The 22,271-nt window shown below is 66.7% G+C and carries 24 protein-coding genes and 1 tRNA gene; 15 read left to right on the top strand and 10 right to left on the bottom strand.

The window, feature by feature from the left end:
* The first annotated feature begins 186 nt into the window (after positions 1-186).
* From CLV01_RS10475 to galU, 3 genes are all read left to right on the top strand, one after another.
* Entirely contained in the window at positions 187-816 is a 630-nt protein-coding gene (locus CLV01_RS10475) for a VOC family protein (RefSeq protein WP_012204140.1), read from the top strand.
* 146 nt (positions 817-962) lie between these two features.
* Positions 963-3,875 carry a valine--tRNA ligase gene (locus tag CLV01_RS10470; protein ID WP_063326887.1) on the top strand — a complete coding sequence of 971 codons (2,913 nt, stop codon included), beginning with the start codon at positions 963-965 and terminating at the stop codon, positions 3,873-3,875.
* An 11-nt stretch (positions 3,876-3,886) separates the two neighbouring features.
* The gene (gene galU / locus CLV01_RS10465) at positions 3,887-4,774 is read left to right on the top strand and encodes a UTP--glucose-1-phosphate uridylyltransferase GalU (RefSeq protein WP_099734364.1); all 888 of its coding nucleotides are present in this window, start codon (positions 3,887-3,889) and stop codon (positions 4,772-4,774) included.
* Between the two features lie 84 nt (positions 4,775-4,858).
* On the opposite strand, the gene CLV01_RS10460 is transcribed toward galU, so the two are convergent.
* The 3 genes from CLV01_RS10460 to cysM form a co-directional block, all read right to left on the bottom strand.
* Positions 4,859-5,086 carry a sulfurtransferase TusA family protein gene (locus tag CLV01_RS10460; protein WP_012204137.1) on the bottom strand — a complete coding sequence of 76 codons (228 nt, stop codon included), beginning with the start codon at positions 5,084-5,086 and terminating at the stop codon, positions 4,859-4,861.
* Positions 5,087-5,112: 26 nt separating this feature from the next.
* Positions 5,113-5,715: an NUDIX hydrolase gene (locus CLV01_RS10455; protein WP_088166760.1), complete on the bottom strand. Its 603-nt coding sequence runs from the start codon at positions 5,713-5,715 to the stop codon at positions 5,113-5,115.
* A 77-nt stretch (positions 5,716-5,792) separates the two neighbouring features.
* A complete protein-coding gene (cysM, locus tag CLV01_RS10450) occupies positions 5,793-6,698 on the bottom strand; it encodes a cysteine synthase CysM (protein ID WP_017407070.1) in 906 nt (301 codons plus the stop codon).
* A 39-nt stretch (positions 6,699-6,737) separates the two neighbouring features.
* Between cysM and CLV01_RS10445 the strand changes: the two genes are divergently transcribed.
* A tRNA-Leu gene (locus CLV01_RS10445) sits at positions 6,738-6,822 on the top strand.
* Positions 6,823-7,466: 644 nt separating this feature from the next.
* Here the strand turns inward: CLV01_RS10445 and CLV01_RS10440 are convergent.
* Positions 7,467-7,688, bottom strand: coding sequence for a hypothetical protein (locus tag CLV01_RS10440; RefSeq protein ID WP_012204134.1), 222 nt, complete (start codon positions 7,686-7,688; stop codon positions 7,467-7,469).
* 255 nt (positions 7,689-7,943) lie between these two features.
* Here CLV01_RS10440 and CLV01_RS10435 point away from each other — a divergent pair, with 255 nt between their 5' ends.
* Both CLV01_RS10435 and CLV01_RS10430 read left to right on the top strand, forming a co-directional pair.
* Entirely contained in the window at positions 7,944-8,321 is a 378-nt protein-coding gene (locus CLV01_RS10435) for a CidA/LrgA family protein (RefSeq protein ID WP_097203152.1), read from the top strand.
* Positions 8,318-9,064 carry an LrgB family protein gene (locus CLV01_RS10430; protein WP_097203153.1) on the top strand — a complete coding sequence of 249 codons (747 nt, stop codon included), beginning with the start codon at positions 8,318-8,320 and terminating at the stop codon, positions 9,062-9,064. Before CLV01_RS10435 ends, CLV01_RS10430 begins: the two co-directional genes overlap by 4 nt.
* 120 nt (positions 9,065-9,184) lie before the next feature.
* Here the strand turns inward: CLV01_RS10430 and CLV01_RS10425 are convergent, their stop codons facing one another.
* Positions 9,185-10,132 (bottom strand): LysR substrate-binding domain-containing protein, encoded by a 948-nt coding sequence (locus CLV01_RS10425; RefSeq protein ID WP_012204131.1) that lies wholly within the window; start codon positions 10,130-10,132, stop codon positions 9,185-9,187.
* Between the two features lie 229 nt (positions 10,133-10,361).
* Between CLV01_RS10425 and CLV01_RS10420 the strand changes: the two genes are divergently transcribed.
* The 6 genes from CLV01_RS10420 to CLV01_RS29955 all read left to right on the top strand — a co-directional run bounded on the left by CLV01_RS10420 (position 10,362) and on the right by CLV01_RS29955 (position 14,848).
* Positions 10,362-11,558: an acyl-CoA dehydrogenase gene (locus tag CLV01_RS10420; RefSeq protein ID WP_013803645.1), complete on the top strand. Its 1,197-nt coding sequence runs from the start codon at positions 10,362-10,364 to the stop codon at positions 11,556-11,558.
* Between the two features lie 200 nt (positions 11,559-11,758).
* Positions 11,759-13,006, top strand: coding sequence for a CaiB/BaiF CoA transferase family protein (locus tag CLV01_RS10415; RefSeq protein ID WP_099734365.1), 1,248 nt, complete (start codon positions 11,759-11,761; stop codon positions 13,004-13,006).
* A 137-nt stretch (positions 13,007-13,143) separates the two neighbouring features.
* Entirely contained in the window at positions 13,144-14,118 is a 975-nt protein-coding gene (locus tag CLV01_RS10410; protein WP_012204128.1) for a tripartite tricarboxylate transporter substrate binding protein BugE, read from the top strand.
* A 160-nt stretch (positions 14,119-14,278) separates the two neighbouring features.
* A complete protein-coding gene (locus CLV01_RS10405) occupies positions 14,279-14,548 on the top strand; it encodes a type II toxin-antitoxin system RelB/DinJ family antitoxin (protein WP_099735190.1) in 270 nt (89 codons plus the stop codon).
* On the top strand, positions 14,520-14,768 hold the full coding sequence (locus CLV01_RS10400) for a hypothetical protein (RefSeq protein ID WP_441306983.1): 249 nt from the start codon (positions 14,520-14,522) through the stop codon (positions 14,766-14,768). Before CLV01_RS10405 ends, CLV01_RS10400 begins: the two co-directional genes overlap by 29 nt.
* Complete coding sequence (locus CLV01_RS29955) at positions 14,699-14,848, top strand: type II toxin-antitoxin system YafQ family toxin (RefSeq protein ID WP_441306981.1); 150 nt, start codon at positions 14,699-14,701, stop codon at positions 14,846-14,848. Before CLV01_RS10400 ends, CLV01_RS29955 begins: the two co-directional genes overlap by 70 nt.
* Here the strand turns inward: CLV01_RS29955 and CLV01_RS10395 are convergent.
* Complete coding sequence (locus tag CLV01_RS10395) at positions 14,845-15,711, bottom strand: LysR family transcriptional regulator (protein ID WP_099734366.1); 867 nt, start codon at positions 15,709-15,711, stop codon at positions 14,845-14,847. The genes CLV01_RS29955 and CLV01_RS10395 overlap by 4 nt on opposite strands.
* A gap of 117 nt (positions 15,712-15,828) precedes the next feature.
* Between CLV01_RS10395 and CLV01_RS10390 the strand changes: the two genes are divergently transcribed.
* A complete protein-coding gene (locus CLV01_RS10390; RefSeq protein WP_099734367.1) occupies positions 15,829-16,290 on the top strand; it encodes a nucleoside deaminase in 462 nt (153 codons plus the stop codon).
* Positions 16,291-16,294: 4 nt separating this feature from the next.
* On the top strand, positions 16,295-17,530 hold the full coding sequence (locus tag CLV01_RS10385) for a cyanate transporter (protein WP_099734368.1): 1,236 nt from the start codon (positions 16,295-16,297) through the stop codon (positions 17,528-17,530).
* Between the two features lie 6 nt (positions 17,531-17,536).
* On the opposite strand, the gene CLV01_RS10380 is transcribed toward CLV01_RS10385, so the two are convergent.
* From CLV01_RS10380 to CLV01_RS10370, 3 genes are all read right to left on the bottom strand, one after another.
* Positions 17,537-18,760 carry a sugar transporter gene (locus tag CLV01_RS10380; protein ID WP_099734369.1) on the bottom strand — a complete coding sequence of 408 codons (1,224 nt, stop codon included), beginning with the start codon at positions 18,758-18,760 and terminating at the stop codon, positions 17,537-17,539.
* A 99-nt stretch (positions 18,761-18,859) separates the two neighbouring features.
* The gene (locus CLV01_RS10375) at positions 18,860-19,249 is read right to left on the bottom strand and encodes a VOC family protein (RefSeq protein WP_012204123.1); all 390 of its coding nucleotides are present in this window, start codon (positions 19,247-19,249) and stop codon (positions 18,860-18,862) included.
* A 79-nt stretch (positions 19,250-19,328) separates the two neighbouring features.
* Positions 19,329-19,982 (bottom strand): NAD(P)-dependent oxidoreductase, encoded by a 654-nt coding sequence (locus CLV01_RS10370; RefSeq protein WP_099734370.1) that lies wholly within the window; start codon positions 19,980-19,982, stop codon positions 19,329-19,331.
* Between the two features lie 123 nt (positions 19,983-20,105).
* On the opposite strand from CLV01_RS10370, the gene CLV01_RS10365 reads away from it, so the two are divergent.
* Entirely contained in the window at positions 20,106-21,041 is a 936-nt protein-coding gene (locus tag CLV01_RS10365; RefSeq protein WP_012204121.1) for a LysR family transcriptional regulator, read from the top strand.
* A gap of 68 nt (positions 21,042-21,109) precedes the next feature.
* Here the strand turns inward: CLV01_RS10365 and CLV01_RS10360 are convergent, their stop codons facing one another.
* The gene (locus CLV01_RS10360; RefSeq protein WP_013803650.1) at positions 21,110-22,240 is read right to left on the bottom strand and encodes a branched-chain amino acid ABC transporter substrate-binding protein; all 1,131 of its coding nucleotides are present in this window, start codon (positions 22,238-22,240) and stop codon (positions 21,110-21,112) included.
* Between the last annotated feature and the right edge of the window lie 31 nt (positions 22,241-22,271).

Below are 22,271 nucleotides of genomic sequence, written 5' to 3'. Positions count from 1 at the left end.
GGCAGGCAGGGGCACGGACCTCCATGAGAAAGCGTGAAGTGACTTGAAGGTCAAGTGCTGCCGACAACTGGCACCGCAGGTGGCCCAAACACCGCAGCGCGCATATCCCTGCATCCATCGCAACATTTCATTTAGGTAAATTGATTACGAATAGTAGAATCACATCATCCACCAAGGAGACATTCGATGAACACAAGCGCCCGTCCCGACCTGTCCACACTGCCACCGCCCGCCGCCGTGCAGCAGCTGCACCACTACGCCTACAAGGCCCGCGATGCCGAGGAGACCCGCCACTTCTACGAGGACATCCTGGGCCTGCCGCTCTATCACATCATCCAGAGCGACTACGTGCCCAGCACGGGCGAGTACTGCCCCTACACGCACTTCTTCTTCCGCCTGAAGGATGGTTCGTTCATCGCCTTCTTCGACATCGGCGACGACGAAAAGGCCCTGCCCTCGCCCAACACGCCGCTGTGGATCAACCACATCGCCTTCCGCGTGGACACCGTCGAGGAACTGGAGAACACCAAGGCCCGCCTGGTGGCGCATGGCATCGAGGTGCTGGGCGTGACCGACCACCACATCTTCAAGAGCATCTATTTCTTCGATCCCAACGGCATCCGCCTGGAGCTGTCGGCCCAGCTGGCCGACGAAGTGCAGATGGCGCGCGAAAGCACCACCGCCCACGCCCGCCTGAACGAGTGGACGGCACGCAAGGAGCAATGGCGCAAGGAACGCGCCGAAGGCAAGGCCGCCCAGCCGCTCAAGCCCCAGAGCAACGACCGGCCCGAGTTCGTGCCCGATGCAGCGGCCTGAATAAAACCCGGCGAACAGGCAGGCGGACGGGGTCGGTAGAATCCCCGTCAAACCGTCATCCATTTCGCATATGCAGACGGCATCCCTTCAACGGATGCCGTTTTCATTTGCCAAACGCCATTCGCACAATTCCCCGCAAGCAAGCCATGAGCGACACCATTGCCCAGCCAGGCCTCGACAGCCTGTCCAAATCGTTTGAACCCGCAGCCATCGAGGCCCAATGGGGTCCTGAATGGGAAAAGCGCGGCTACGGCGCAGCCGGCGTGCGCGGCACGGGCCAGGCAGATGCATCCCAGCCATCGTTCTCCGTCCAGCTGCCGCCGCCCAATGTGACGGGCACGCTGCACATGGGCCATGCGTTCAACCAGACCATCATGGACAGCCTCACGCGCTACCACCGCATGAAGGGCCACAACACGGTCTGGGTTCCCGGCACCGACCACGCGGGCATCGCCACCCAGATCGTGGTGGAGCGCCAGCTGCAGGAGCAGGGCATCGCCAGCCGCCACGACATGGGAGCGACGCCTCCCGAGGCGCGCAAGAACTTCGTGAGCAAGGTCTGGGAGTGGAAGAACCAGAGCGGCAACACCATCACCGGCCAGATGCGCCGCATGGGCGACAGCGTGGACTGGAGCCGCGAGTACTTCACCATGGACGACAAGCTGTCGTCCATCGTCAACGAGACCTTCGTGCGCCTGTACCAGCAGGGCCTGATCTACCGTGGCAAGCGCCTGGTGAACTGGGACCCCAAGCTGATGTCCGCCGTCTCCGACCTCGAGGTCGAGAACGAGGAAAAGGACGGCTCGCTGTGGCACATCGCCTACCCGCTGGCCGACGGCTCGGGCCAGCTCGTGGTGGCCACCACGCGCCCGGAAACCATGCTCGGCGACGCGGCCCTGATGGTCCACCCCGAGGACGAGCGCTACCAGGCGCTGATCGGCAAGACCGTGATCCTGCCCCTGGTGGGCCGCGAGATCCCCATCATTGCCGACGACTACGTGGACCGCGAGTTCGGCACCGGCGTGGTCAAGGTCACGCCTGCGCATGACAACAACGACTACGCCGTGGGCCAGCGCCACGGCCTGCCGATGATCTGCGTGCTGACGCTGACGGCCACCATCAACGACGAGGCGCCCGAGAAGTACCGCGGCATGGACCGCTTCGTGGCGCGCAAGGCCATCGTGGCCGACCTGGACGCGGCCGGCCTGCTGGTCGAGACCAAGAAGCACAAGCTCATGGTGCCCATCTGCACGCGCACGGGCCAGGTGATCGAGCCCATGCTGACCGACCAGTGGTTCGTGGCCATGAACAAGGTGGGCGAAGGCGATGCCACGGGCAAGTCCATCGCGCAGAAGGCCATCGATGCCGTCTCCAGCGGCCAGGTGCAGTTCGTGCCCGAGAACTGGGTCAACACCTACAACCAGTGGATGAACAACATCCAGGACTGGTGCATCTCGCGCCAGCTGTGGTGGGGCCACCAGATTCCCGCCTGGTACGACGAGGACGGCAAGGTCTACGTGGCCCGCACCGAGGAAGAAGCCCGCGCCCAGGCCCCCGGCAAGACGCTCACGCGCGACGAGGACGTGCTGGACACCTGGTACTCCTCGGCCCTGGTGCCGTTCTCCACCATGGGCTGGCCGAACCAGACCGAGGCGGCCGACGATGACTACAACCTCTACCTGCCCAGCTCGGTGCTGGTCACGGGCTACGACATCATCTTCTTCTGGGTCGCCCGGATGATCATGATGACCACGCACTTCACGGGCCGCGTGCCCTTCCGCCATGTCTACATGCATGGCCTGGTGCGTGACGCCCAGGGCAAGAAGATGAGCAAGTCCGAGGGCAACGTGCTCGACCCCGTGGACCTGATCGACGGCATCGACCTGGACACCCTGCTGGACAAGCGCACGCAGGGCCTGCGCCGCCCCGAGACCGCGCCCCAGGTGCGCAAGAACACGCAAAAGGAATTCCCCGAGGGCATTCCCGCCTACGGCGCCGACGCGCTGCGCTTCACCTTCGCGGCCCTGGCCTCGCTGGGCCGCTCCATCAACTTCGACAGCAAGCGCTGCGAGGGCTACCGCAACTTCTGCAACAAGCTGTGGAACGCCAGCCGCTTCGTGCTGATGAACTGCGAAGGCCATGACTGCGGCCTGCTGCCCCACACCAAGGAGCAATGCCAGGCCGGCGGCGAGTTCGCGGGCTACATGCAGTTCAGCCAGCCGGACCGCTGGATCGCCTCGCAGCTGCAGAAGGTCGAGGCCGAAGTGGCCAAGGGCTTTGCCGAATTCCGCCTGGACAACGTGGCCAACGCGCTGTACGACTTCGTCTGGAACGAGTTCTGCGACTGGTACCTGGAAATCGCCAAGGTGCAGATCCAGACCGGCAACGAGGCCCAGCAGCGCGCCACGCGCCGCACGCTGATCCGCACGCTGGAGGCCATCCTGCGCCTGGCCCACCCCATCATCCCGTTCGTGACCGAAGCCCTGTGGCAGAAGGTCGCCCCGGTCGCCGGCCTGCCCGGCGAGTCCGTGGCCGTGGCCCGCTACCCCGAGGCCCAGCCCGAGAAGATCGACGAGGCCGCCATCGCCTACGTGGGCCGCATCAAGCAGATGATCGACGCCTGCCGCACGCTGCGCGGCGAGATGGGCGTGTCGCCCGCACAGCGCCTGCCGCTGCTGGCCGTGGCCAGCTCGGCCGATGAGTCGCAGTTCCTGCGCACCAATGCCGCCGTGCTGCAAAACCTGGCCAAGCTCAGCGAGGTCAAGGTGTTCGACGACGAGGCCGCCTGGGCCGAGGCCGCCCAGGCCGCCCCGGTCTGCGTGGTGGGCGAGGCGCGCCTGGCGCTGTTCGTGGAGATCGACGTGGCCGCCGAAAAGGCCCGCCTGTCCAAGGAAGCCGCACGCCTGGAAGGCGAGATCACCAAGGCCAATGCCAAGCTGGGCAACGAGGCCTTCGTGGCCAAGGCGCCCCCGGCCGTCATCGACCAGGAAAAGAAGCGCGTGGCCGACTTCGGCGCCACGCTGATCCGCATCCAGGAACAACTCGCCCGCCTGGGTTGAAAGATCCGTTTATGAGCACCCAGACCCGTGTCCGCAAAGCCGTGTTTCCCGTTGCCGGGCTCGGCACGCGCTTTCTGCCCGCCACCAAGGCCTCTCCCAAGGAGATGCTGCCCGTGGTGGACAAGCCGCTGATCCAGTACGCCGTGGAAGAGGCCTACGAGGCCGGCATCCGCGACATGATCTTCGTCACCGGCCGCAGCAAGCGTGCCATCGAGGACCATTTCGACACCGCCTACGAGCTGGAAAACGAGCTGGAGAACGCCGGCAAGCAGGCCATGCTGGAGCTGGTGCGCAGCATCAGCCCCGCCGACATGAACTGCCTGTTCGTGCGCCAGCCGCGCTCGCTGGGCCTGGGCCATGCCGTGCTGTGCGCCGAGCCGCTGGTGGGCAACGAGCCCTTTGCCGTGCTGCTGGCCGACGACCTGATGGTGGGCGAGCCTGGCGGCCCCGGCGTGATGGCGCAGATGACATCGGCCTTCCACAAGCAGGGCCGCTCCCTGCTGGCCGTGCAGGAAGTGCCGCTGGAGCAGACCAAGCGCTACGGCATCGTGGCTGGCGAGCCGGCCGGCGGTTCGCTGATGCGCATCGAGAAGATCGTGGAAAAGCCCGCGCCCGAGAAGGCCCCCTCGCGCATGGGCGTGGCTGGCCGCTACGTGCTGACACCGACCATCTTCGAGGAGATCCGCAACCAGCCCAAGGGCGTGGGCGGCGAGATCCAGCTGACGGACGCCATCGAACGCCTGATGGCCCATGAAGCCGTCTACGCCTTCCAGTACCAGGGCAAGCGCTACGACTGCGGCAGCAAGGAAGGCTTTCTGCAGGCCACGGTGGAACTGGCGCTGCAGCACGAGGACGTGGGTGCGAGCTTCCGCGAATACCTGCAGGGCCTGAGCATCTGAGGCCGGGCCTCAGAGCCGCCCTGCCCCATGCAAAAGGCCTGCGAAAGCAGGCCTTTTTCTTTGGAGCGAACCGCGGGCAGCCGCTCAGCGCCGGCGCAGGATATGGATGAACTCCGCACCCACGGTCTGCTGCTCCACCAGTTCATTGCCGGTCTGCTTGGCAAAGGCCTGGAAGTCGCGCAGCGAGCCCGTGTCGGTGGCCACCACCTTGAGCAGCTGGCCGCTGTCCAGTTCGGCCAGCGCCTTCTTGGCCTTGAGAATGGGCAGCGGGCAGTTGAGCCCGCGCGTGTCGATTTCCTTGTGAATTTCCATCGGATGCACCTCTTGAGCCTGGGATTCTAGGCGGCATCGCGGCTGAGGCCGGCAGCAGTGTCTTCATCAGAGCGACTCGCTTCAGCCTCCTGGGCCTGCTCGGCACGCTTCCAGAAGTCACGGATCACAGGATCATGCCCCCGGCTGCGCAGCCACTTGGCCAGCGCCATGCCCGTGCCCGAAGGCCAGGCTTGGACTTTCTCGGGCTCCAGCAGGCGGTATTCCAGCAGCTCGGGCGACAGCCGCACTTGGCCGCTGGCGCGCACATGGAAGGCGATGATCACCTGGTTCATGCGCAGGAACTCATGCACGCTGATCAGCTCCAGCGACTCGGCCTGCAGGCCGGTTTCCTCCGCCACCTCGCGTGCCACGCCCTCCTCGGGCGACTCGCCGGCTTCCATGAAGCCCGTGATCAGGCCGAAGACCTTCTCGGGCCAGGCCGCATTGCGCGCCAGCAGCACCTTGCCGTCCAGCTCCACGATGGCGGCCAGCACCGGCGTGGGATTGTTCCAGTGCGTCCAGCCGCACTCGGGGCAGCGCAGGCGCGATACATCGCCGCCGTCCTCGGCCTGGATCACCCACTGCAGGGGCGTTGCGCAGTGCGTGCAATAGCGGGTTTCATAGTGCATGGGGCTGTTCCTGGTTTTTTGCTGTCCTGGCTCAATGCAAACAGGAAGGCCCGCCGGAAGGCGGGCCTGTCGCTGTGTCAGGCGGGGAAGACGCCCGTGGACAGATAGCGGTCGCCGCGGTCGCAGACCACGAAGACGATGGTGGCGTTGTTCTCGCGCTCGGCAATCTGCTGGGCCACCCAGCAGGCGCCCGCCGCAGAGATGCCGGCAAAGATGCCTTCCTCGCGCGCCAGGCGGCGCGCCATGTCCTCGGCATCGTCCTGGCCCACGAGCACGGTCTCGTCGATCAGCGAGGCGTCGTAGATCTTGGGCATGTACTCCTCGGGCCACTTGCGGATGCCGGGGATGCGCGAGCCCTCGGCCGGCTGGGCGCCCACGATGCGGATGGCCGGGTTCTTTTCCTTGAGGAACTTCGCCACGCCGGTGATCGTGCCCGTGGTGCCCATGGCGCTCACGAAATGCGTGATCTCGCCGCCGGTCTGCTCCCACAGCTCGGGGCCCGTGGTCTCGTAGTGGATGCGCGGATTGTCGGGGTTGCCGAACTGGTCGAGCACCACGCCCTTGCCCTGGGCCACCATCTGGTCGGCCAGGTCGCGCGCGTATTCCATGCCGCCGCTCTTGGGCGTGAGGATCAGCTCGGCGCCATAGGCCTTCATCGTCTGGGCACGCTCGATGGACAGGTCCTCGGGCATGATCAGCACCATCCGGTAGCCCTTGATCGTGGCGGCCATGGCCAGCGCAATGCCGGTATTGCCCGAGGTGGCCTCGATCAGCGTGTCGCCGGGCTTGATGTCGCCGCGCTCTTCGGCGCGGCGGATCATCGACAGGGCCGGCCTGTCCTTGACCGAACCGGCCGGGTTGTTGCCTTCCAGCTTGCCCAGCACCACGTTGCCACGTTCCTGGCGAGACTGCGCACCGATGCGCTGCAATGCCACCAGGGGCGTGCGGCCGATGGCGTCTTCGATGGTCGGATAAATTTTCATAGCCTCACACTGTGCCATAATTCGCCCCTGCGCTAAGTAGCCCGGGTGGTGAAATTGGTAGACGCAGGGGACTCAAAATCCCCCGCCGCAAGGCGTGCCGGTTCGATTCCGGCCCCGGGCACCAGAGATTACGTAGCCGAAAAAGCAGTCCCCTGCTTTTTCGGCTATTTCTTTTCCGGCCGCTGTCTTCACAGCGTCCGCACAAACCTCAAGCCCCTTTGCATCCAGCCGTGTTCAACGGCTGCACTGCATTTCAAGGCCTTCCAGCCTGCACCGATCCTGCGTCCTCATGCCTTGGGCGGGATGACGCCTGCGCGCTTTTCTCCGCACCGGGCCCAACCTGTGTACAACTTTGGCATCAACCGCCTCTCAAGGCCTGCCAGGCCTGGGCCTTGGCCCATGCTGAAGCCCGCTTGAAGCAGCACCATCCCAGCCCGCAGGCAGGGCTGCAGCCCTGCGTCAAATTCAGTACCTTCCCTCTGAAAACCGCCACTTGCACCACCGTCATGCAGCCCTTGCCCAGCGCGGGCACCAGCCCGGTGCGCCCACGGTTCGGGCCTGTGAAAGCCCATGAAAAAAGCCACCCTGAGGTGGCTTTCTTTCTCCACAGATCCATTGAACAACCCTGTGGATAATCAGTGAACAGCAAGTGAACGAGGCGTCCAAGTGCTTGCATTCACTGGCCGCAGGCTAAGCTGCCTGCAAATCAGGCAACCTCCAGATCCAAGGGAAAACCCTCGATTCGGAAGGCGCCTGACCCACCTCGCCTCAGGCATCCGTGCGGCGGATCTGCGCGCGCCCTGCCGCCGTGATGTGCCATTGATGGCTGCTGTCCACTTCGACCAGTCCACGCTCGCGCAGCCTCTTGGACAGATGCTCGCGCGCCGCGCTTTCCAGCGACACGGGCTCGCCCATCTCCAGCTTCTTGAGCACTTCGAGTTCATCCACCGTCGGCTCGTACACGGGTGCGTGATATGTGGTTTCGGCCATCGCTACTCCTTCGCTATTCAAAGTCTCATGCCCCAGGACTCTCGGGGGCACGGACCCAAACATAGCCTTGGCCCGGGAGCCGCGCAATCGGTGGCCGCACCTTTTTTCGAGTTGTGGGCGATGATTGCACGCTTTGCGGCGGCGTCCCACAGGCGCCAGGGCCAGGCCCCGGCCTGACAACGGGCGATCCACGCTCTTGCCGCACCCGCCCCATTGGCCGCTCCCTCACCATCTGACCCAGGAATTCAGGTTTTCATGCTGTACGCCATCACCGCCTTGTTCGCCTTCCAGTTGCTGGGGGAGGCCATCGTCCAGCTCACGGGGCTGCCGCTTCCGGGCGCGCTCGTGGGCACGCTGCTGCTGCTGGCGGCGCTGCTGCTGCACGGCCGCCTGCCCGAGTCGCTGGAGAAGGCCGCCGGCGTGCTGCTGCAGAACATGATGCTGCTGTTCATTCCCGTCATTGCAGGCGTGATGCTGGAGTTCGACCGGCTGTCGCGCGAATGGCAGCCCTTCGTGCTCGCCTGCGTGGCCGGTGCGGCCATCACCTTCCTGGCCACGGCCTTCACCTTCCGCTGGTGCCTGGAGCGCCAGCGCGCCCGTGAAGCGGCTGCCAGCCAGGGAGACAAGGCATGAGCGCGCTCACCCCCCACTGGCACAGCGCCTGGCAATCGCTGTCCGGCAATGCATCCACCGCCCATCTGCCCTGGCTGGTGCTGACCATGGCCGTCTACCTGGCGGCCATGGCGCTGTACCGCCGAAGCGGCAACCATCCGCTCCTGATTCCCGTGTTCACGGCTGTGGTCGTCATCGTGGGCGTGCTGCTGGCCACGGGCACCTCCTATGCCAGCTACCGCAGCGGCGTCTCGCTGCTGGGGCTGCTGATCGGCCCGGCCACCGTCGCGCTGGCAATTCCGCTGTACGCCCAGCGCGAGCGCATCCGCGCGCTGTGGCTGCCCATCAGCGTGGCGCTGGCCGTGGGCTGCGTGGTGGCGCTGCTGTCGGCACTGCTGATCGGCTGGAGCCTGGGTGCCACGGTGCAGACGCTGGTGGCGCTGGCGCCCAAGTCGGCCACCATTCCCATCGCCCTGCCCATGGCCGAGCGCTTTGGCGGGCCGGCCTCGCTGGCGGCCGTGGCCGTGGCCATCACCGGCATTGCGGGCACGATGATGGCGCCGCTGCTGATCCGCTTGGTGCGCAGCGATGACCCGGCCGTGCAGGGTTTTGCCCTGGGACTTACAGCCCACGCCATTGGCACGGCACGCGCGCTGCAGGTGAATCCGACCATGGGCGCCTTCTCGGCCCTGGCCATGGGCCTGAACGGCGTGGCCACGGCCGTGGTCATGCCGCTGTGCCTGGCCGTACTGCCCTGGTTTTGAGCGCGATTGCGGGTTTTCCCCAGAGACACCCCCACAAGCCTGTGGACAAGCGCCGCCAGCAGCAAGGATAAGTCAGTTAAGTGACTGTCATCGTTGAACAATCCAAAGCCTGCTTAATTTTCAGGCAGGCCGGTGCTCCCTGGCGCGCTGCTGCAGCCATGAAGAGAACACGCGCAGGGCGGGCGCGGGCTGCGCATCGGGCGCCAGGGCCGGCGTGACCAGGTAGTAGGCGCGGTTGCCGCGCAGCGGCTGCGGGCAGGCAATGATGAGGTCGCCGCGCGCCAGTTCCTGCTCGATCAGCATGGGTGGCATCAGCGCCACGCCCAGGCCCTGGCTGGCCGCCACGGCCAGCATGGAGAACAGCTCCAGCCGCATGCCATCCAGCGCGCGCGGCGCGGCCACGCCCATGGCATCGAACCACTGCTGCCAGCCGTAGGGCCGCGTGCTTTGCTGCAGCAGCGGCATCCGGGCCACGATGTCCGCCCCCACAGGCAGCCAGGCGCGGCCCGGCTCGCGTGCCTGGGCCGTGGCCAGCAGTTGCGGGCTGCACACGGGAACGACCTCTTCGTCCATCAGCCATTGCGCCTGCACGCCGGGCCAGCGTGCCACCTGCTCGGGCGTGCCTGCATAGAGCGCGGCGTCGAACACGGTATCGGCAAACAGGAAGGGCCGCGTCTGCACGTCGATGTGCACCGTGACCTCGGGATGCTCACGCGCCAGCTGCGGCAGGCGCGGCAGCAGCCAGCGCGTGGCGAAGGTGGGCACGGCAGCCAGGTTGAGCGGGCCGCCTTCGCCCTGGTGGGCCATGATGTCCAGCGTGTCGCGCTCCAGGCCGTGCAGCCAGCGCGAGACCTGCTGGGCGTACTGCGTGCCCGCCTCGGTCAGCAGCACGCCGTGGCGCGTGCGCCGGAACAGCTGCACCCCCAGGAACTCCTCCAGCGCAATGATCTGGCGCGATACCGCGCTTTGCGTGAGCGACAGTTCCTGCGCCGCACGCGTGTAGCTGATGTGCCGGGCGGCCGATTCGAAGCAGGCAAGGGCTTGGGTGGATGGCAGGGCTCTACGCATATCTCATAAATTCAATGCACTTCAGAGCCTCACATCATAGGGAATAACCCGCAACATGGAATCCATACATGCGCTTTACGCATTCATGGATGAACAAACATCGTTTGCGCCGGGCCCAGGCCCGCTTCTAAGATGCGTCGCAACAACGCTCCATGGCCACAGCCTGCCCGGCTTTGGCATATGGCAGCGACCCGCCTTTGACCTCTTTGTTTTTTGGAGAAACCACGCCATGGCCCGCAACAGCTTCCAATGGGATGACCCCTTCCAGCTCGACCAGCAACTGAGCGAAGACGAGCGCATGATCCGCGACGCGGCCCATGCCTACTGCCAGGAGAAGCTGGCTCCCCGCGTGCTGGAAATGTTCCGCCACGAAAAGTCCGACGTGAGCATCTTCCGCGAGATGGGCGAGCTGGGCCTGCTGGGCCCCACCATCCCCACGCAGTACGGCGGCGCGGGCCTGAACTATGTCAGCTACGGCCTGGTGGCGCGCGAGATCGAGCGCGTGGACTCGGGCTACCGCTCCATGGCCAGCGTGCAAAGCTCGCTGGTGATGGTGCCCATCAATGAATTCGGCACCGAAGACCAGAAGAACAGGTACCTGCCCAAGCTGGCCAGCGGCGAGTTCATCGGCTGCTTCGGCCTGACGGAACCCGACCACGGCTCCGACCCCGGCAGCATGTCCAGCCGCGCCTACAAGGTGGACGGCGGCTACCGCCTCAAGGGCAACAAGATGTGGATCACCAACAGCCCCGTGGCCGACGTGTTCGTGGTCTGGGCCAAGGAAGTGACCGAGGACGGCCATGTGGGCGAGATCCGCGGCTTCATCCTGGACAAGGGCATGAAGGGCCTGTCGGCCCCGGCCATCCACGGCAAGGTGGGCCTGCGCGCCTCCATCACGGGCGAGATCGTGATGGACGACGTCTTCGTTCCCGAGGAAAACGCCTTCCCCGAGGTGCGCGGCCTCAAGGGCCCCTTCACCTGCCTGAACAGCGCACGCTTCGGCATTGCCTGGGGCGCCCTGGGCGCAGCCGAGTTCTGCTGGCACACGGCGCGCCAGTACACGCTGGACCGCAAGCAGTTCGGCCGCCCCCTGGCTGCCAACCAGCTGATCCAGAAGAAGCTGGCCGACATGCAGACCGAGATCACCCTGGGCCTGCAGGCCGCGCTGCGCGTGGGCCGCATGAAGGACGAGCACCAGAACGTGATCGAGATCACCTCGCTGATCAAGCGCAACAACTGCGGCAAGTCGCTGGACATCGCCCGCATGGCGCGCGACATGATGGGCGGCAACGGCATCAGCGATGAGTTCGGCGTGGCCCGCCATCTGGTCAACCTGGAAGTGGTCAACACCTACGAGGGCACGCACGATGTGCATGCGCTGATCCTGGGCCGGGCTCAGACCGGCATCGCAGCGTTTTCGAACTGAAGCTCCCCCTGAGCCGCTGCGCGGCTTCCCCCTCTCTACTTGCTCCGCAAGGGAGGGGGACGACGCCCTCGCCGCGAGGCGGCTCTTGCTCGGCGTCTCTCGCTTGGGCAGCGTCCGTCTCGCACGCTATGGGGGATGGAAGCTCAAGCACTCAGCTGAACTACCAGCGGCATCGGGCGCGCTCATATTTCTTCCCTCTCATGTCCTCCACATCCTCCTCGCCGGCCGCATTGGCTGGTATCAAGGTGCTTGATCTTTCCCGCGTGCTGGCCGGGCCCTGGTGCACGCAGACGCTGGCCGACCTGGGTGCCGATGTGATCAAGGTCGAGCGGCCCGTGGCCGGCGATGACACGCGCCACTGGGGTCCTCCGTTCCTGGCGCGCGACGATGGCCAGGCCACGCAGGAGGCCAGTTATTTCACGGCCTGCAACCGCAACAAGCGCTCGGTCACCATCGACATGTCCACCCCCGATGGGCAGCAGCTGATTCGCCAGATGGCGGCAGGGGCCGATGTGCTGGTGGAGAACTTCAAGGTCGGTGGCCTGGCCCAGTACGGGCTGGACTACGAAAGCCTCAAGGCGCTCAACCCGCGCCTGATCTATTGCTCGGTCACGGGTTTCGGCCAGACCGGCCCGTATGCCGAACGCGCGGGCTACGACCTCATGGTGCAGGCCATGTGCGGGCTGATGAGCATCACCGGCCATGCCGATGAGGCGCCCGGAGGCGGCCCTCTCAAGGTGGGCGTGGCCGTGATCGACGTGTTCACGGGCCTGTATGCCAGCAATGCCATCCTGGCTGCGCTGCATGCGCGCCAGGCCTCGGGCCGGGGCCAGCACATCGACATGGCCCTGCTCGACGTGGGCATGGCCGTGCTGGCCAACCAGGCCGCCGGCTTTCTGGCCACGGGCGAATCGCCGGGCCGTGCCGGCAACATCCACCCCAGCCTGGCGCCCTACCAGGACTTCGCCACGGCCAACGGCAACGTGCTGCTGGCCATTGGCAATGACGGGCAGTTCGCGCGCTTTTGCGCCGCCGTCGGCGAAGCCGGCTGGGCGCAGGACGAGCGCTTTGCCACCAACACCGCCCGCGTGCGCAATCGCCAGGCGCTGCTGGAGCGGATGGTGCCCCTCATGAAGACACGCGGCACGGCCGAATGGATTGCGCTGCTGGAAGACAAGGCCGTGCCCTGCGGCCCCATCAACACCATCGCCCAGGCCTTCGACGACCCGCAGGTGCGCGCACGCGGCATACGCGTCGAGCTGCCGCGCGAGGCCGGCGACGGCATCTCGCGCATCGCCGGCGTGGCCAGCCCCATGCGGCTGAGCGATACCCCGCCCGTGCTGCGCAGCGCACCGCCCTCCCTGGGCCAGCACACCGATGAAGTGCTGGGCGAGCTGGGCATTGCGCCCATGGCCATCCAGGCGCTGCGCTCGCGCGGCGTGGTCTGATCGCCAGCGCCGCGCAACACCTCCTCCACATTTCTCAGCCCAAGCACCGCCATAAGAATGTCCTAAAGAATCACGCCCTCCCACCCGTCGGTGCCTCACAACAAACGTCCACAACATCCATTCAAGGAGACAACACCATGACTCACACCTCCCGCATCGCGCTCGCCGGCATCCTCGGCGCCCTCGCGCTTTCGGGCGCAGCCCATGCCCAGGGCTACCCCACCAAGCCCATCAAGCTGCTCGTGCCCTTCGCGGCCGGCGGCACCACCGACCTGATCGCGCGCATCGTGGCCGAACCGCTGGGCCGTGCCCTGGGCCAGCCCGTGGTGGTCGAGAACAAGGGCGGCGGCGGCGGCAGCATCGGCGCGGCCGAGACGGCGCGCTCCCAGCCCGATGGCTACAGCCTGGGCATCGCCACCGTGTCCACCACGGCCACCAACCCGGCGATCAACCCCAAGATCCCGTACAACGTGCTGACCGACTTCACGCCCATCGTGAACATCGCGGCCACGCCCAACATCATTGCGGCCAACCCCAAGTTCGCGGGCAAGAACTACCAGGAGTTCCTGGCCGAGGTGAAGAAGAACCCCGGCAAGTACTCCTACGCCTCGCCCGGCAACGGCAGCATCACCCATCTGATGATGGAGATGTTCAAGCTGTCCACGGGCACCGACATCACCCACGTGCCCTACCGTGGCAGCGGCCCCGCGCTGAACGACGCCGTGGCCGGCCAGGTTCCGCTGATCTTCGACAACCTGCCCTCCGCCCTGGGCTTCGTCAAGGAAAAGCGCCTGGTGCCCATCGTGGTGGCCGCCCCCCAGCGCCTTGCCGCCCTGCCCGATGTGCCCACCTTCAAGGAAGTGGGCCTGGCCCCCGTCAACCGCATGGCCTACTACGGCATCGTCGGCCCCAAGAACCTGCCGCGCGACATCGTGGACAAGGTCAACGCCGCCACGCGCAAGGTGCTGCAGGACCCGGCCATCAAGAAGCGCATCGAGGAAACCGGCTCGCTGATCGTGGCCGACACGCCCGAGCATTTCTTTGAAGAGATCAAGGCCGAACTGGCGGTCTACAAGGATGTGGTGCAAAAGCAGAACCTGACGATGGATTGAGCCTGCGCGTCACCCACTGACCATCCCCGCCACGGCGGGGATTTTTGTTGGAGGGCTCGAAGGCTGGAGCCGCCAAGCGACATCCCAGCAACCTGCCTCCTTACCTGTCTTTTACCCTGCGAGATACAATGTATCTCACCCCTTTTTGCAGAAGCACACCATGGCAACCACCACCATGATCCACGTGCGCGTGGATGAAGAGATCAAGGCACAGGCCGCCGAAACCCTGGCCGGCATGGGCTTGACGGTGTCGGATGCCGTACGTGTCTTTCTGATGCGCGTGGTGGCCGACCAGCAATTGCCCTTCGACCTAAGGGCACCCAACGCCGAGACGCGCGCAGCCATGCAGGAGGCACGCACCATGCGCAAGGCACGCTTTGCCACCGCGGACGATTTGCTCCATGACCTCGAAAAAGGCAGCGAGCAGTAAGCGCGCAGTCCTTCCCCGCGCATCGGACCGGACCAAGGCTTTCGCCAAGGACTGGGTCCGGCTGTCGCATTCCGGCCGCCATGACATGAAGCGGTTGAAGGAGGCCATGCTGCTGCTGATTGCCAACGATGCCCCCTGGAGCCTCAGTGGCTGGACCATGCCCTCACCGGCGACTGGGCCGATCACAGGGAGTGCCACGTGGGGGGCGATTTCCTGCTGATCTACCGGCTCGATGGCCAGGGCGCCAACGAATCAATCATTTTCGTGCGAGCCGGCACGCACGCCGAGCTGTTCGACTAAGACACACCCAGCAACGCCTCGCACACCTCACACAGGCGCTCAGCCAGGCGCCGCCCCGGCGCCGACAACTGGGCCCGCACATGCAGTGCCACCTCCACATCAGGCACGGGTGCGAAGCCGGCCATGCCGTCGAGCAGGCGGTGGCCGGGCCCGACCAGCCTGCGCGGCAGCAGGCTGATGCCCAGGCCCTGCTCCACGGCGGCTTCCAGGCTGGCCAGGCTGGCGCTCACATAGGCCAGGCGCCAGCGCCGGCCGGCGGCATCCAGCGCATGCGTCATCTCGCTGCGGTACAGGCCGCCCTGCGGAAATACCACCAGGGGCAAGGGATCCATCCCGTGGCAGGGATGCCGCGCACTGTCTATCCAGGCCAGCGGTTCGGGCCAGCGCGCCATGCCGGGCGTGCTGCCGCTGCGCTGCTTGACGATGGCCAGGTCCAGCTCGCCGGCCTGCAGTTGCTGCCATATCGCCTGCGACAGCCCGCTGGTCAGCTCCAGGCGCAACTGCGGCTGGCTGCGCGCCAGCGCGCCCAAGGCGGGCATCAAGGCATTGCCGGCAAAGTCCTCGGGAACACCGATGCGCAGCACGGCCTCGGTGGCGCCAGCCAACTGCTCCACGGCCTCGTCCATGAGGGCCAGGATGCGTTGCGCATAGGCCAGCAGGCGCTCTCCTTCCAGCGTGCATTCCACATGGCGCCCGCTGCGGTCCAGCAGCGTGCAGCCCATTTGCTCCTCCAGCCTGCGGATCTGCTGGCTGACCGTGGACTGGGTCAGGTGCACGCCCTGCGCCGCGCGCGTGAAGCTGCCGGTTTCGGCCACGGCGCAGAAGCTGCGCAGCAGGGTGGGGTCTATGGAAGAGGGTTGCATGGGGCTTGGGCGAGTTTCAGTGGCTTTGTCACTGCCCAGCATTTGATCATTTAATTTTCCAATTGATGGGCCCCGTCCTAGACTGCGGCCTCAGCTCCCGATTGCACAGCCATCCCCATGCAAGAACAAGAACACATTCGCCTTCTGCGCCATGCCGTGCAGCTGGCGCACGACAACCGCCTGCGGGGCGGCCGGCCCTTCGGCGCCCTGCTCGCGCGCGAGGGGCAGATCCTGTCCACGGGCGTCAACGAGATCGTGCAAAGCCATGACCCCAGTGCCCATGCCGAAATGCAGGCGCTGCGCGCCGGCACGCGCGCCCAGGCCAACCCCAGCCTGGCTGGCTGCACCATCTACGCCAGCGGCCACCCCTGCCCCATGTGCCTGGCGGCGCTGGTGATGGCCGGGGCCGGGCAGGTTTTCTTCGCCTTCGACAACGCGGACGCCCAGCCTTACGGCCTGTCCAGCGAAGGCGCCTACCAGCGGCTGCGCATGCCGCTGCAGCCGCCACCGCTGCCCCTGACGCGGCTGGACACGGGCATCACGGCGGCCCAGCTGTATGGCAACGCCCCCTGGGCCTGAAGCCATGTCGTCCATTGCGCCCACACGCACCGAGGCGCCTGCCGCAGCACACGCCATTCCAACGGCGCTGTGGCTGGCCACCGTGGTCCTGGTCACGCTGAACCTGCGCCCGTTTCTCACGGCCATCGGCCCGCTGGGCCCGCAGATCCAGTCCTCCACGGGCATGGATCTGTCCACGCTGTCCTGGCTGACGCTGCTGCCCATGGCGTTGATGGGCGTGGGCGCCTGGCTGGCCCCGGCCGCGCTGCGGCGCCTGGGTCCGCGCCGCGCCGTGGTCGGATCCTTGGCGGTGATTGCGCTGGGCTGCGCGCTGCGCGTGGCGGGCTCCAGTGCAGCCACCCTGCTGGCCACGGCCGCGCTGTGCGGCGCTGGCGTGGCCCTGGTGCAAGGCGTGCTGCCGGGCCTGATCAAGCGCCAGTCGCCCGCACACATGGCCCAGATGATGGGGCTGTACTCGGCCGCGCTCATGGGCGGCGGGGCGCTCGGTGCCCAGATTTCGCCGCTGGCCGTGCAATGGGGACTGGACTGGCGCTTTGCACTGGCGCTCTGGACTGCGCCCGCCCTGCTGGCCCTGGTGCTGGCGCGGCATGCGCTGAGCACATTGCCGGGTCCGGCGCCCATGGCGACCCATACCTCGCAAGACACCGGCTGGCTGCGTCAGCGCCCGCGCACCTGGCTGCTGATGGCCTGCTTCGGCCTCATCAATGGCGGCTATGCGGCCATGGTGGCCTGGCTTGCGCCCTTCTACCAGACGCACGGCTGGAGCCCCGCGCAAAGCGGCGGCCTGGTCGCCCTGCTTTCGGTGGCCCAGGCCAGCGCCGCGCTGGGACTGCCCGTGCTGGCTTCGCGCCATGCCGACCGGCGGCCGTGGCTGGGGTTCACGCTGCTGTGCCAGATCATCGGCCTGGCCGCCCTGGCCTGGTGGCCTGATGCGGCGCCGCTGCTCAACATCGTCATCCTCGGCATCGGCCTGGGTGGCTGCTTCGCGCTGATGATGGTGGTGGCGCTGGACCATCTTCCCCACCCCACGCAGGCCGGTGCGCTCAACGCGCTGATGCAGGGCGGCGGCTTTCTGATTGCGGCGCTGGCGCCCTATGTGATCGCCCGGCTGCACCAGTTCACGGGCGGATTCGGCGCCGGCTGGCTGGCACAGCTGGGCGCCGTGCTCATGGTCTGCGTGCTGGTGTCACGCCTGGCACCGCAGCGCTACGCCCAGGCCATGCGGGCACCCGGCGACTGACCCGCTTCAGTGCGCGGCCTGGAAGCCGGCCGACCAGCGCATGAAGGCCCAGATGCACCAGGCCAGGCCCAGCGCCACCAGGCCGCCGCCGATCCAGCCGATGTTCTGCATGCCCGCATGCATGCTGACCTGGCTGCCCAGCAGCGCACCGCCGCCAATGCCGATGTTGAAGATGCCCGAGAACATGGACATGCCCACATCGGTGGCGTCGGCCGCCAGCTTGAGCACCTGGGACTGCATGGCCAGGGCGAAGCAGATCATGGCGACACCCCAGACCGAGCTCATCACGTAGAGCGATGCCTCATGGCCCGAGGCCGGCACCAGCATCAGCAGGCTGGCCGACAGCACGCCAATGGCGGCCAGCAGAAAGCCGCGCGGATGGCGCAGGCCCCACCAGCTGAACATCACGCTGCCCACGATGCCCATGCCGCCGTACAGCAGCAGCACGGCCGTGGTCACCTTGCCCTCGAAGCCCGCGATGTCCTGCACGAAGGGCTCGATATAGCTGTAGGCCGTGAACTGCCCGGTGATCACGACCACCAGCAGGATGTAGATGGACAGCAGCGCCGGGCGGCGCAGCAGCATGGGCACGCTGGCCAGGTTTCCCGCGTTCTCGCTGGGCAGGAGCGGCAGCAGCCGGGCCAGGGCCACCATGACGATGGCGGCCACCCCGCCCACGGCCAGGAACGTCGTGCGCCAGCCCAGCCATTCGCCCACGATGCGGCCCAGCGGAATGCCCAGCACCATGGCCATGGAGGTGCCGGTGGCCAGCAGGCTCAGCGCCACGGCCTTCCTGCCGGGCGGCGCCACGCGCACGGCCAGCGAGGCGGTGATGGACCAGAACACCGCGTGCGACAGCGCAATGCCGATGCGGCTGACCATGAGCGAGGCAAAGCTCCAGGCCACGCCCGACAGCACATGGCTGGCCACGAACAGCGCGAACACGCCCATCAGCAGCTTGCGCCGCTCCACATTGCGCGTGAGCAGCATGAAGGGCAGCGAGGCCAGGGCCACGATCCAGGCATAGATGGTCAGCATCAGCCCGACCTGCTCGGTGGGCATGCCAAAGCTCGCGCCAATGCTGCTGAGCAGGCCCACGGGCACGAACTCGGTGGTATTGAAGACGAAGGCGCCCAGCGCCAGCGCGATCACGCTGAGCCAGGCCTGGGCGGCCGTGGGTGTGGATGACGCGGAAACGGAGCCGGCCGCAGCGGAGACGGAAGGGGGCATGGGGAACGTGGGGCCTTTTTGTTGCAGCGCAATATTGTGCTGTGCCATGCGACCGCCTGATGTCAGCTGCCGCGCAGGCCCCAGTGCCGCCAGGGGGACTCAGGCCGGCGGCAGGTGGCAGACGGCCTCGATGTTGTGGCCGTCGGGGTCGAGCACAAATGCTGCGTAATAGTCGTCATGGTAGTGCGGTCGCAGGCCGGGCTCGCCGTTGCAGCGCCCGCCTGCCGCCAGGGCCGCCGCATGGAAGTCGTCAACCATGTGACGGTTGTCCACGCGGAAGGCCACATGGATGGGAGGCTGATTGGGCGTGCCCCCGCTGATCCAGAAATCGGGCTTGGGCGGCTCGCCGAAGCCCGCAGTGTCCGTATGGCCCGTGACTTCGGCAGAAAGCTCCATGAGGATTTCATAGCCCAGCGGCGCCAGGGCGCGTGCATAGAAATCCTTGCTGCGCTCGAAGTCCGATACGAGGATTCCCGTGTGGTCGATCATGGCTGTGCTCCTGCCTGTTCATGACGGACACCAGCATGCCATGGAGACCGCTGCGGCACCAGTGGACTGGCGCAGGTGTTCAGTAAGCGACGGTGAAACGCTGGCGCAGGTGCAAGCCCTTGTCCAGCGCGTCGACCAGGGCCACGGCCAGGTCCGCTGCCGAAATCGTGCCGGGCTGGCCATCGGCCTGCATCAGCGGCTCATCCTTGCCCGTGCGGTATTGGCCCGTGCGTTCGCCATGGTCGCCCAGGTGCAGGGCAATGGGCGGGCTCAGCATCGTCCAGTCCAGGCCCTGCTCCTTTTGCAGATCGTTGAGGGCATCGCGGGCAGCCGAGGCGCCGGGCTTGATGGCGGCCGGGAACTCGGGCGTGTCCACCAGTTGCTTGCCGGGTGCGATGTAGAGGCTGCCTGCGCCGCCGACCACAAGGTAGCGCTTGATGCCGGCCGCCTTGGTGCCCGCCACGATGGCGCGCGAGCCGCGCATGAAGTCCTCATAGATGTCGGGATTGCCCCAGCCCGCGTTGTAGGCGCTGACCACGGCGTCCGCGCCCGCCACGGCGCGCTGCACGGCGGCGGCGTCCAGTACATCGGCCTGCACGGCCTGAACCCGCGGCTGGGGCGCCAGCTTGGCGGGGTCGCGCACCAGGGCCACGACCTCATGGCCGCGCTGCAGCAGCTCCTTCAATACCGCCGAACCCACAAAGCCGGTTGCGCCAATCAATGCCACTTTCATCTTCGGTCCTTTATGGCGCCAGGGCGCCTGTTCACGATGGCATTGAGATTACGCCGTTCACAATGCGTGCGGTAGACGGCAATTTTTACCAAGACCTTGAAGTGCAGCTTCACAATACAGCCCATGGATGACTACAAACGCATGGCCGTTTTCGCCGCCGTGGTGCAGCACGGCTCCATGAGCGCCGCCGCGCGTGCCCTGGGCATGAGCCCCTCGGCCGTGAGCCAGCAGGTTCGCCAGCTCGAACGCGATGGCGGCGTCACCCTGCTGCACCGCTCCACCCGGCAGATTGCGCTGACCGACACGGGCGAGCGCTACTACCAGCAGTGCGCCGCCATGGCCCAGGCCGCCAGCCAGGCGCGGGCCGAGCTGGCGGCCGCGCGCGACGAGCCAGGCGGCGAGCTGCGCCTGTCAGCCACCGTGGGCTTTGCCCGCCACATCGCGCCGGCCCTGGGCCACTGGCTGGCGCGGCACCCCGCACTGCGCCTGCACCTGGATGTGGACGACGCGCCCATCGACCTCATACAAAGCCGCATCGACCTGGCCTTGCGCTTCGGCCGGCTGGCCGATTCCGGCTGGGCCGCCCGGCGCCTGGGCGCCATGCGCAACTGGCTGTGCGCCTCGCCCGCATGGATACAGGCCCAGGGAGGCAGCGCGGCCTGGCGCCACCCGGCACCGCTGGCCAGCATGCGCTGGCTGGGCCTGGCGCGCGAGGGCCAGGGCCAGGCCCTGCGTGCCGAGGCGCGCCACCCTGACACGGGCGAGACCTACAGCCTGCAGGTGCTGCCGCATGTGGCCAGCAACAACCAGCTGTCCATCCAGCAGATGTGCGAGGCGGGCCTTGGCCTGGCCCTGCTGGGCAGCATGGACGTGGCCGACACGGTGGCCGAAGGCCGCCTGGTGCGCCTGCTGCCCGACTGGGACTTCGGCGGCCTGGACATCTGGGCCGTCACCCCGCAGCGCCAGGCCCAGCCCGCCAAGGTGCGCCAGGCCATCGCTGCCTTGCAGGCCTATCTGGCCCGGTTGCCGGGCGTGGTCGATGCGCCGGCCCCGGCCTGAGGATCATGGACAGTGCACGAAAAAAAGCCCGCACGGGGCGGGCATGAAAACGAAGGAAGGACGCTCGCTCAGTCGAGGGCTGTCTTCTGGCCGTTCTTGAACACGCTCAGCGTGTACGAGGGGTTCTTCATCTCGCCGTTCTTCTCGAAGGCGATCTTCGAGGTCACGCCCGAGTAGTCGGCCTTTTGCAGGAAGGGGATGTAGACCTTGGGGTCCCAGGAGTTGGCGCGCTTCATGGCGTCGGCCAGCATCATGGTGGCGTCGTAGAAGTACGGGCTGTAGACCTGGAACTGGCCGGGGTACTTGGCGTCGTAGCGCTTTTTCCATTCCGTGCCGCCGGGCATCTTGGCCAGCGAGGCGCCGCCATCGGCGCAGATCACGTTGTCCAGCGGCTTGGCACCGGCCGCCACCTTGGCCAGCTCGGGCACGCACAGGCCGTCGCCGCCGAAGTACTTGGCATCGTTCAGGCCCAGCTGGGCCATCTGGCGCAGCATGGGGCCGGCCTGGCCGTACATGCCGCCGTAGAAGATGCCATCGGGCTTCTTGGCCTTGATCGAGGTCAGGATGGCCATGAAGTCCGTGGCCTTGTCGTTCGTGAACTCCGAGGCCACGACCTTCACGCCCAGCTTTTCCGCATCCTTCTTGAACACATTGGCCAGGCCCTGGCCGTAGGCCGTGCGGTCATCGATGATGGCCACGGTCTTGAGCTTGAGCGTCTGCGCCGCGTACTTGGCCAGTGCCGCGCCCAGCGCGTTGTCATTGGCGATCACGCGGTAGGTGGTGTTCCAGCCGGGCTTGGTCAGGTCGGGGTTGGTGGCCGCGCCCGTGATCATGGGAATGCCGCAGTCCTGGAAGACCTTGGACGAGGGAATGGCCACGCCCGAGTTGAGGAAGGCCACGGCGCCGGCGACCTTGTCGTCGCACAGCTTCTGCGAGGCGGCCGTGCCCTGCTTGGGATCGGCCACATCGTCCTCGGCCACCAGCTGGAACTTGACCTTCTTGCCGGCGATCTCCATGCCCTTGGCATTGAGCTCGTCGATGGCCATGCGCACGCCGTTTTCGTTGTCCTTGCCGAAATTGGCCTGGGGACCGGACACCGGGCCGATGTGGCCGATGCGGATCACCTGCTCCTGGGCCATGGCCACGCCACCCATGCCGGCCACGACGGCCGCAATACACAACTTCCGGGACATCTTCATCGCGCACTCCTCAGTTGAAACAGGCCGTCAC

The organism is Delftia sp. 60 (genome assembly GCF_002754395.1).
GTDB lineage: Bacteria > Pseudomonadota > Gammaproteobacteria > Burkholderiales > Burkholderiaceae_C > Comamonas > Comamonas acidovorans.
The sequence above is the reverse complement of the archived record's forward strand: the minus strand, read 5'-3'. Positions and strand labels throughout refer to the sequence as shown.

Coding starts and splice junctions, on each gene's coding strand:
- CLV01_RS10455 (WP_088166760.1), bottom strand. CDS start 5,715: ATGCACTATGAAACCCGCTATTGCACGCACTGCGCAACGCCCCTGCAG.
- CLV01_RS10395 (WP_099734366.1), bottom strand. CDS start 15,711: ATGCAACCCTCTTCCATAGACCCCACCCTGCTGCGCAGCTTCTGCGCC.
- CLV01_RS10425 (WP_012204131.1), bottom strand. CDS start 10,132: ATGCGTAGAGCCCTGCCATCCACCCAAGCCCTTGCCTGCTTCGAATCG.
- CLV01_RS10385 (WP_099734368.1), top strand. CDS start 16,295: ATGTCGTCCATTGCGCCCACACGCACCGAGGCGCCTGCCGCAGCACAC.
- CLV01_RS10365 (WP_012204121.1), top strand. CDS start 20,106: ATGGATGACTACAAACGCATGGCCGTTTTCGCCGCCGTGGTGCAGCAC.
- CLV01_RS10405 (WP_099735190.1), top strand. CDS start 14,279: ATGGCAACCACCACCATGATCCACGTGCGCGTGGATGAAGAGATCAAG.
- CLV01_RS10415 (WP_099734365.1), top strand. CDS start 11,759: ATGTCCTCCACATCCTCCTCGCCGGCCGCATTGGCTGGTATCAAGGTG.
- CLV01_RS10370 (WP_099734370.1), bottom strand. CDS start 19,982: ATGAAAGTGGCATTGATTGGCGCAACCGGCTTTGTGGGTTCGGCGGTA.
- CLV01_RS10440 (WP_012204134.1), bottom strand. CDS start 7,688: ATGGCCGAAACCACATATCACGCACCCGTGTACGAGCCGACGGTGGAT.
- CLV01_RS10375 (WP_012204123.1), bottom strand. CDS start 19,249: ATGATCGACCACACGGGAATCCTCGTATCGGACTTCGAGCGCAGCAAG.
- galU (WP_099734364.1), top strand. CDS start 3,887: ATGAGCACCCAGACCCGTGTCCGCAAAGCCGTGTTTCCCGTTGCCGGG.
- CLV01_RS10420 (WP_013803645.1), top strand. CDS start 10,362: ATGGCCCGCAACAGCTTCCAATGGGATGACCCCTTCCAGCTCGACCAG.
- CLV01_RS10410 (WP_012204128.1), top strand. CDS start 13,144: ATGACTCACACCTCCCGCATCGCGCTCGCCGGCATCCTCGGCGCCCTC.
- CLV01_RS10460 (WP_012204137.1), bottom strand. CDS start 5,086: ATGGAAATTCACAAGGAAATCGACACGCGCGGGCTCAACTGCCCGCTG.
- CLV01_RS10430 (WP_097203153.1), top strand. CDS start 8,318: ATGAGCGCGCTCACCCCCCACTGGCACAGCGCCTGGCAATCGCTGTCC.
- CLV01_RS10380 (WP_099734369.1), bottom strand. CDS start 18,760: ATGCCCCCTTCCGTCTCCGCTGCGGCCGGCTCCGTTTCCGCGTCATCC.
- CLV01_RS10475 (WP_012204140.1), top strand. CDS start 187: ATGAACACAAGCGCCCGTCCCGACCTGTCCACACTGCCACCGCCCGCC.
- CLV01_RS10470 (WP_063326887.1), top strand. CDS start 963: ATGAGCGACACCATTGCCCAGCCAGGCCTCGACAGCCTGTCCAAATCG.
- CLV01_RS10435 (WP_097203152.1), top strand. CDS start 7,944: ATGCTGTACGCCATCACCGCCTTGTTCGCCTTCCAGTTGCTGGGGGAG.
- CLV01_RS10390 (WP_099734367.1), top strand. CDS start 15,829: ATGCAAGAACAAGAACACATTCGCCTTCTGCGCCATGCCGTGCAGCTG.
- CLV01_RS10360 (WP_013803650.1), bottom strand. CDS start 22,240: ATGAAGATGTCCCGGAAGTTGTGTATTGCGGCCGTCGTGGCCGGCATG.
- CLV01_RS10400 (WP_441306983.1), top strand. CDS start 14,520: ATGACCTCGAAAAAGGCAGCGAGCAGTAAGCGCGCAGTCCTTCCCCGC.
- cysM (WP_017407070.1), bottom strand. CDS start 6,698: ATGAAAATTTATCCGACCATCGAAGACGCCATCGGCCGCACGCCCCTG.